The organism is Nocardia sp. NPDC004604, assembly GCF_040609795.1.
Classification (GTDB): Bacteria; Actinomycetota; Actinomycetes; order Mycobacteriales; family Mycobacteriaceae; genus Nocardia.
In genome coordinates this window covers 73,928-82,096 of record NZ_JBEXLC010000016.1, presented here as the reverse complement: position 1 = coordinate 82,096, position 8,169 = coordinate 73,928, and the positions used below count along the sequence as shown (strand labels likewise).

At 63.4% G+C, this 8,169-nt stretch carries 9 protein-coding genes and 1 pseudogene; 4 read left to right on the top strand and 6 right to left on the bottom strand.

The window, feature by feature from the left end:
* The first annotated feature begins 340 nt into the window (after positions 1 to 340).
* Entirely contained in the window at positions 341 to 925 is a 585-nt protein-coding gene (locus ABZW16_RS08885; protein WP_354953754.1) for a hypothetical protein, read from the top strand.
* Positions 926 to 1,205: 280 nt separating this feature from the next.
* Positions 1,206 to 2,499: pseudogene (locus ABZW16_RS08880) on the top strand (IS701 family transposase).
* A 31-nt stretch (positions 2,500 to 2,530) separates the two neighbouring features.
* On the opposite strand, the gene ABZW16_RS08875 reads toward ABZW16_RS08880, so the two are convergent.
* A complete protein-coding gene (locus ABZW16_RS08875) occupies positions 2,531 to 3,241 on the bottom strand; it encodes a hypothetical protein (RefSeq protein ID WP_354953752.1) in 711 nt (236 codons plus the stop codon).
* 193 nt (positions 3,242 to 3,434) lie between these two features.
* On the opposite strand from ABZW16_RS08875, the gene ABZW16_RS08870 reads away from it, so the two are divergent.
* The gene (locus tag ABZW16_RS08870) at positions 3,435 to 3,998 is read left to right on the top strand and encodes an HD domain-containing protein (protein ID WP_354953750.1); all 564 of its coding nucleotides are present in this window, start codon (positions 3,435 to 3,437) and stop codon (positions 3,996 to 3,998) included.
* Here ABZW16_RS08870 and ABZW16_RS08865 read toward each other — a convergent pair.
* From ABZW16_RS08865 to ABZW16_RS08845, 5 genes are all read right to left on the bottom strand, one after another.
* Positions 3,986 to 4,456 (bottom strand): NUDIX domain-containing protein, encoded by a 471-nt coding sequence (locus ABZW16_RS08865; RefSeq protein ID WP_354953748.1) that lies wholly within the window; start codon positions 4,454 to 4,456, stop codon positions 3,986 to 3,988. The genes ABZW16_RS08870 and ABZW16_RS08865 overlap by 13 nt on opposite strands.
* A gap of 3 nt (positions 4,457 to 4,459) precedes the next feature.
* Entirely contained in the window at positions 4,460 to 4,816 is a 357-nt protein-coding gene (locus ABZW16_RS08860; protein WP_354953746.1) for a hypothetical protein, read from the bottom strand.
* Between the two features lie 129 nt (positions 4,817 to 4,945).
* Positions 4,946 to 5,617 (bottom strand): GntR family transcriptional regulator, encoded by a 672-nt coding sequence (locus tag ABZW16_RS08855; RefSeq protein WP_354953744.1) that lies wholly within the window; start codon positions 5,615 to 5,617, stop codon positions 4,946 to 4,948.
* Entirely contained in the window at positions 5,604 to 6,335 is a 732-nt protein-coding gene (locus ABZW16_RS08850) for a maleate cis-trans isomerase (protein WP_354953742.1), read from the bottom strand. Before ABZW16_RS08850 ends, ABZW16_RS08855 begins: the two co-directional genes overlap by 14 nt.
* 14 nt (positions 6,336 to 6,349) lie before the next feature.
* On the bottom strand, positions 6,350 to 7,090 hold the full coding sequence (locus ABZW16_RS08845; protein WP_354953770.1) for an Asp/Glu/hydantoin racemase: 741 nt from the start codon (positions 7,088 to 7,090) through the stop codon (positions 6,350 to 6,352).
* Between the two features lie 85 nt (positions 7,091 to 7,175).
* Here ABZW16_RS08845 and ABZW16_RS08840 point away from each other — a divergent pair, with 85 nt between their 5' ends.
* Positions 7,176 to 8,141: a D-2-hydroxyacid dehydrogenase gene (locus ABZW16_RS08840; protein ID WP_354953740.1), complete on the top strand. Its 966-nt coding sequence runs from the start codon at positions 7,176 to 7,178 to the stop codon at positions 8,139 to 8,141.
* The last annotated feature ends 28 nt before the right edge of the window (positions 8,142 to 8,169 follow it).

Below are 8,169 nucleotides of genomic sequence, written 5' to 3'. Positions count from 1 at the left end.
CACATGTGTCTAAATCCCAAATAAGACAAATGTATAATCAATTTCATCCTAGAGCTTAAAATAAAAGAAAGAAAAGTGAATTATTTAACTTTTCTGGCGACGATACTGCAACTGGCGACGCCGACACCAAGCACACGCGCGGCAGCTGCGACATCAACGAAACCGATTATGAAACAACGAAATACAACTGTCGTGCTAGTACTCCAGCAGTAGTTCGTGATGTTCATGCTGTTCGGTGCTGGTAGTGGATTCTGTCGTTGATATCCCGGCCTGAGGCCCTGTTCACTTTGACCTGTGACCGCCGGTCGCTGTTTGCGGCGATGGTTGATAGCGTTCGGGGGTGCTCGACCAGGAGGTCATCGAAACGGTTGCGGCGGATGCCGACCTTGCAGACTTGGTGTGGCGGGTGTGGCATTTCACATTGGAACGTGCGCACAACGGAGCGGGAGGTTTCCGACTTGCCTCCGGCCTGCCGCTGACGCCGGTAGCGGGTGACTGGACTGGCGGCGCGTTCTTCCTCTGCGGGGAGACTGCGGCGATTCGTCCGGTGCTGTACGCCTCTTCCGAGGGTTCGGCAGCAGTGATCGGACGCGGTCTTGCCGAGGCGCTGCAGATCATGATCGGTCTGCCGTCGTGGCACGACTGCTTGGGGTATTCCGGCGGCGGCGATCTCGCGGTCATGGGGGCCACCCTCGCGTTCCTGCTTCGCGACGAACAAGCCTCCGACCCCGGCTTGGCCGACCATCGGGAGCGCGCCGCGCGCGCTTTGTCGTTCGACCTGGCCCCGCCTGCGGTGCTGCTGGGCAGGCTGCACGCTATGGTGTCGGCCACCCGGCCAGACTTTGAGCTGCTTTGCGACGGTGAGCCTTATGAGTCGACGTTGTTCGGTCCATGGCACCCGAGCCGGAACTCGGCTTGGCGTTGACCGCGGCGTCACCCGCCTGCACCTCGGCTACAGAAGTCTGGTAGGGCTTGGTGATGTCGTCGCTGAAGGCTGCGCCCGCAGGCCGGGTCACATGTCGGCCGGGCTGACGTGGTGGCGGTGAGAGCGTAAGCAGCGCAACAGGTTACGTTGCGGCGTGGCTTCGGGATGTGAGGCGGCCACCGCCCGATCATCTCGGATTTGTGTGGATCAAAGACAACGCGTGGTGGCCGTGGCTCACAGGATAAGCCTTGGCCGGTGCTCGGTGGTATTCGACGAGCTGATGTCACATATCGCGGGCCGGTTCGGTCGAGTCGAGACCCGCCGCACAGCGAGGGACTTCGTCGGAGGGCTCGTCTCGGAGCTGCCGGTGAAGAATTGTTGGACGATCGCCGAACACGCCGGCCACGACACCCCGCATGCGATGCAGGACTTGCTGTCGCGGGCGTCGTGGGACGACGAGGGTGTTCGAGATGACTTGCGCGAGTTCGTGATCGCGCATCTCGGCGACACCGACGCCGTCCTGGCGGTCGATGAGACGGGCGACCTTAAGAAGGGCAGCCACACTGTTGGTGTGCAACGCCAATACACCGGCACCGCCGGGAGGATCGAGAACGCGCAGGTCGCGGTTGTATTTGAACTACGCCACCGATGTCGGGCACACCTTGCTGGACCGGGAGCTCTACCTGCCGAAATCCTGGACCGATGACTCCGAAAGATGTCGCCGCGCCGGGATACCCGCCGAGATCGAGTTCGCGACCAAACCCGCGCTCGCCGCCCGAATGATCACCCGAGCGCTGGACAACGGTGTCGCGGCCTGCTGGGTCGCCGGCGACGAAGTCTACGGCAACGACCCTGGCCTGAGAGAGCAGTTGGAGGCACGCAGCGTCGGCTACGTGATGGCCATCGGCTGCGACCGCCGCATCGACACCGCCGCCGGCCGGTTCCGCGCAGACGCCCTCGCCGCGTCCGTGCCACGCCGCGCATGGCAACAGATTTCCGCTGGTAACGGGGCCAAAGGGTCACGACTCTACGACTGGGCCTGGATCGACATCAAGCCCCGCGCCAACGCTCCCGGACATCGGTGGCTGCTGATCCGCCGCAACAACCGCACCAGCGAAATAGCCTATTACCGCTGCTACGCACCCACGCCGATGACACTGACCACGCTGGTCAAGGTCGCAGGGCGGCGCTGGACGGTGGAAACCGATTTCCAAACCGGCAAATGACTGACCGGGCTTGACCAACACCAGGTCCGCACCTGGAAATCCTGGCACCGCTGGACCCTGCTGGCAATGCTCGCCCACGCATTCCTCACCGTCGCCGCCACCACCCAAAACCACACCGAACCCACCTCGCTCGACCAGATCCCATTGACCCGCAACGAGATACGTCACCTCATAGCAGCTCTTATCGCCGCACCGATCCGCGACCTCACCCACCGACTGCGCTACTCCACATGGCGACGACGACATCAACACCACGCCAAAACATGCCACTACCAGCGACGAAACGAACCACCACCCACGTTGCGCCGCACCGCACCGCACCTTAACGAATCCCTACTGGAGTACTAGGGACCACTGACCGGACTTCGGACTGACTCGTCTAGGCCAAGGCGAGCCAGACCCGCAGCGCTCCGATAGACCAGCACCCGTTGCGAACAGCGGCGGCCAAGTCCTGTCCCCGCTCATATCCGACAATGCTGCGACCTGGCCACAGCCGGGCGACCGTGGTCAAACACTCGGCCCACGCGTCCTGAGCCCCAATACCCGAATAGAACATATTAGACAGACCCGCCATCGTCTCGCTGCGATGCACAACCGCCCCGGCGACGACTCGGTCACCATTCCATCTGCCGAGCACCGAGACCGAATCTTCGACCAGCAGTTCCGGCCGGAATACACTGTCGGCCAACTGGTTCCGATCCCAAGCCGTTGCCCAGACTGCCAGCTCATCGGGGTCGTTCACCGGGGTCCACACCTGCTTCGGTGAGGCGGGCAGCGGCCGATCGGCCGGTCGATATATCCACTGCGCCTCGAACAGCACGCCGAATCCGGCATCGCTCAGGTCTAGGCAACCAAAGCTATCCTTGACCGAGGCGCCGGGCATCTCGCGGTCGATCCGCGCCAGGATGTCCTCGGCGGACGCATGCGGACTGAGCGTCACTGCATCCGGATACAGCGGCGGCGTCCGACATCCACTCGCCCACATGGTGGCGTCGAGCTTGCCTGCTATCCCATATGACCGGCACATCGCCTCGCACCACGACGCATTGTTACGCGCGGCAGCACGCACCAGCTCATCCCGCTCGATCACGAATCACATCGTGACAGACCCGCGTGAGCCCCGACGCCGCCACCGACCCGACCCGAGCTGACTGCTGGCGAAATTCACGAACAACCCTGCCCCGAACGACAGCTGAGTGCTGTCGAACTTCCCAGAGAAGACGAACAGAGCCACTGCGCCGACCGTGGACTCGAGGCTCGCGTTCGTGAGTACCGTCGTGAGGGTGAGCGGACTTGTGAGCGATGCCCGGGAACTTGCGCAGAAGTACCTTGGCAAGGAGCTGCCTCGTCGGTGGCGGCATGTGGCCGGCGTTGCGCGGCAGGGTGCTCGCGTCGCACCGGCATTCGGTGTCGAGGGTGAATTGCTAGAAGCGGCCTGTTGGCTTCACGACATTGGCTACGCGCCACCGCTTGCAACGACAAGATTCCACCCGCTGGACGGGGCTGAATTCCTGCACGCCACAGGCTGGAGTGATCGTCTCTGTGGGTTGGTCGCCCATCACTCCTGTGCGATCCGTGAAGCACGGATTCGTGGACTCGACCAGGACCTTCTCGGGCGATTTCCTGACGAAGGGCTGTCGCCACTGCGAGATGCACTCTGGTATTGCGACATGACCACCAGTCCAGATGGCGACGAAGTGACGGTCGAGCAGCGGCTGTCCGAGATTCTCGCACGGTACGGAAAGGGAAGTGTGGTCTTCGAATTCATCGAGGAGGCCCGTGCAGATTTACTTGCTTCCGTGATCAGAACCGAGAGTCGAGTTCGAAACCTTACTCAACCGATGTAAGGCTCCGGTAGGTTCGCGTACCCGTGATCGATTCGAAGGCGAATCGACGGGTGAATGTCCAGGCTGTCAAGCTCGTCTTGGCGTACCCACCGTACGCGAGGTGACTCCGGACTTGTGCGCAGTGCGCCGGAGATCGGCACTGCTCGAAAACAGATTGCGAACTGCTGTCGGACCTCTCCGTTCGAATACGCCATGACGTGATGAGGATTTGTATAGATGCCAACCAAGCCGGTTATTTGGACATCGATGCCGGTTTCCTCGCGAGTCTCCCTGACTGCCGCATCGGCGATGTACTCTCCGAAATCTTGCGCGCCTCCAGGCGGTGCCCAGAGACCATTGTCACTGCGCTGCAGCAGCAAGACCCGATCGTCGCCGTCCACAATGAACGCGGTGGCCGCCACAACAATGCTGTTGGCCCTGGGGGCGTTCGGGTCATTGAAGAACTCCGTACGTGCCAATGCTCAACCCTCCTCATCCTCGTCGTTCTCCAGCGGCACGGATACGATCTTGGACGACTTCCAAACCTCTTCGAAGCTCTCGGCATAGACGGTGAACAAGCTACCGCCGGACAGTTGACGAAGGTGCATCGCGGGGGCCTGCGGCGCCATTCGGCGGTACACGTGCATGTTAACGATCATCTCGTCATCGAATCGGTATATCGAGTTGTACAGGTTGGTCTTATGCAGGCGGAATTCGATGCCGGACTCTCCGATTACTGGGCGGAAGAATGCCAGAACGTTGCGGATCTTCGCGGCGATAGCGCCCTTGCCGATTTGTTCCTCCGCCGTGGTCGCGAAGCAGCTGGGTGGTAACGGCACCAGTCTCGCGAGCTGTCTTCGGCGGATTACGTGGGCCCGCGAGCACGATTCGCACTGGATGGCTAGATTGTTCGCCACCCGGATGAGGTCGCCCGCGAAACGATCAGTGAAGCAACAGGATCGGCTACATTACATTCTTGTCGCGATCTGGCCGCGCAGGCGCTGGACCGCGTCGTCCATGTGCTCGACCAGTAGGGTTCGCGCTCGGCGTACCGGGCCCGAGCCGATGGCGTCGCGCAACTCGACGTGCTCTTGGGCCTGCTCGCGCAGGTCCGGATACGTTGTCTGTAAGGCGCCCAAGCACATTCGGGTCTCGATGAGCAGGGTGCGGGCGGCGCGGACGAGGCGTGGACTGCCCGCGCTCTCGACAAGGGCTTCGTGGAAGGCTTGGTCGGCGTCGGAAACTCCTGCGGCGTCGCCGGTTTCGGCACATGCGCGCATGGTGGTCACGCTGGGTTCGAGGGCGGTGTGGGCGATATCGCGGCGGCCGTCGAGGATCAGCGCGAGCGCGCCGCCTTCGATGGCGGTTCTGGCTCGGTAGATATCGACGACGTCGTCGATGGTGAGTTCGATGACGAAGATGCCGCGGTTGCGGATGCTGTAGAGCAGGCCCTCGGTGAGCAGTCGCTGCATGGCCTCGCGCACCGGACCGCGCGATACCCCGAATCGCGTTGCGAGATCGGCTTCCCCGAGTTGCGCACCGGGCGCGAGATTGCCGCGCATGATCGCCTCGCGCAGCCGGTCGGCGATCATCTCCGCCGTCGACTGCCGGTTCACCGGCTCGAAATCAACGACCGACATAGCTGTGCCTTTCCGAGAAGAGGGAGCCGAGCGCCGCAGCTGTCGGCACTTCGCCGATGAGCCGCAGACCCTCCCAGATGGTGACCTGATTGGCGGTCAACACGGTCTTGCCGAGCGCGGCCTCGAGTTCCGGGAGCACCGCGATGGTGTGCATGGCGGTGTCGGGAATCAGCAGGGCCTGTGCGTCGGGGTGATCGTTGGCGAGCGTCAGTTCGCGCACCTGCGCGGCGGTCAGCGTGCCGACCTCGGCGGCGGTATCGATTCCGGCGCTCGACTGGGCGACCACCTCGATTCCGGCGTCGGCCAGGAAGTCGACGAACAGTCGCGCGACATCGTCCGGATAGCTCGCGGCGACCGCGACGCGCCGCACGCCGAGCGCCCGCGCCGCTGCGACGAAGGCGAGGCTGGTGCTGGATGCCGGTACCCCCGCTGCCGCGGCCAGCGCCCGCACCTGATCGCGTGCGCCCTGCGGCCCGTACACGAAGCTGCCCGAGGTGCAGGCCCACACGACCGCCGCGGGCCGCTCGGGCGCGAGCAATTCGGCCCCGTGGCGCAGCTTGTCGGGACTACCCAGATCGAGCAGTTCCGCAATGGCGTGCAGATCGGTGCCGTAGATATGGGCCACCGGCAGTCGCGTGCCGAGGACCGCCGCGGCCAGCGGGTAGTCGTCCTCGGCCGCGTGGTCGGGATAGATGAAGCCGACGGTGGGTGCCTGCATGCCTGTTCTTCCGTTCAGAAAACGTTGAGTAGCCACTTTCCCGGACCCATCATCGGCAGTTTCATCCGGCCCAGGCAGGCCCACATGGTGAGCTGATTGGCGGTGAGTACGGGTTTGCCGAGTGCCTGTTCGAGCGGCTCGATGACGTCGTAGGTCGGCAGGTTGGTGCAGCTGACGAAGATGGCCTGGGCGCGCGGATCGTCCGCACCGACAATGCGTTCGGCGATGGTGCGGTAGTTCACCTTCCAGATGCCGCCGCCCAATCCGAGGTGGTCGGACCGGATGACCGTGCACCCCGCCTCGGCGAGGAAGTCGTGCAGCTTGCCGGTGAGGATTTCGTCGTAGGGGGTGAGCACCGAAACCCTGCTGATATCCAGATGCCGAATCGCCTCGACGAGCGCGCCGGAGGTGGTGACGGCCTCCTGTGCTCCGGCGCGACAGATGGTGTCGCGCAATGACTTCTCGTAGGCAAGACCTCTGATGAAACTTCCCGAAGTGCACAGGTAGGCAACAACTTCCGGCTCCACGTGCAGTACGTCGCGGGTCGCGGCCGTCAGATGCACCGGGTTGGAGACCAGTTCGGCCATCGCCAGCGAAACCGGGACGGGTTCATAGGGGGTTCGGGCCAGATGCAGGCTGACGTCCAACGGCGCCCAGCGCCAGAGCTCGCGTTCGAGTGCGAGGTCGAACGGTGCGATGATCCCGATACCCCGTTGTGCTACGGGCCCTTCGATATCGGGAAAGCCGAGTTCCAATGCGGCCCCTCTCGCGCTCAGCCGTTGGACCTCCGAGAACGGTCGGATTGTTGACAATCATACGATGCGATTTTAGTGTGTCAATGTGGAACAGGGCCCGATTGTCACCGTCCTGCACAGTGACAGTGTGCCCGGCGCGGACCTCATGGCCACCGTGGCCGAACGAGCCGAAGTGCGCTACACGCAGGCATCCGGACTCGCCGACGCGCTGCGCGGCGCCGAGGTGCTATTCGTCTACGACTTCCTGACTCGCGCGGTTCCCGGCGCCTGGCATGCGACCGACCGGCTGCGCTGGCTGCACATGGGTTCGACCGGGGTGGATCCGGTGATGTTCCCGGAACTGCGGGAAAGCGCGGTCGTGGTCACCAATACCCGCGGCGTATTCGACACTGCCATAGCGGAATACGTGCTGGGGCAGATCCTCGGTTTCGCCAAGGATCTGTCCGGATCGCTGCGGCTGCAGCAGCGGCAGCAATGGCGGCATCGCGAATCCGAACGCGTCGCCGGTGCCGCCGTCTTGATCGTCGGCACCGGTTCGATCGGCCGATCCATCGCGCGATTGCTGCGTGCCGCCGGTATGCAGGTGCGGGCGGTGGGTCGGCGTGCGCGGGCCACCGACCCGGATTTCGGGGCGGTGAGCATCGATCTGCACGCGGAGCTTCCCATTGCCGACTACGTCGTCGCGGTCGCACCGTTGACGCCGCGGACCCGGGAAATGTTCGACGCCAAGGCATTCGCGGCGATGAAACCGCATGCCAGGTTTGTCAATGTCGGCCGTGGGGAACTCGTTGTGACCGACGACCTCGTCGCCGCGCTCAGTTCCGGATCGATCGCCGGGGCGGCACTCGACGTGGTGGATCCGGAGCCGCTACCGGCGCGGCATCCGCTCTGGGATCTGCCGAATGTGCTTATTACTCCGCACAATTCGGGTGATTTCAGCGGCTGGCGAACCGAGGTGGTCACCGCATTCACCGCCAACTTCGACAATTGGATCGCCGGTCGGCCGTTGGACAACGTGGTCGATAAAGCGCTGGGGTACGTGCCCGGCTGAAGGAGCCAATGCCATGAGTTACCCCCGT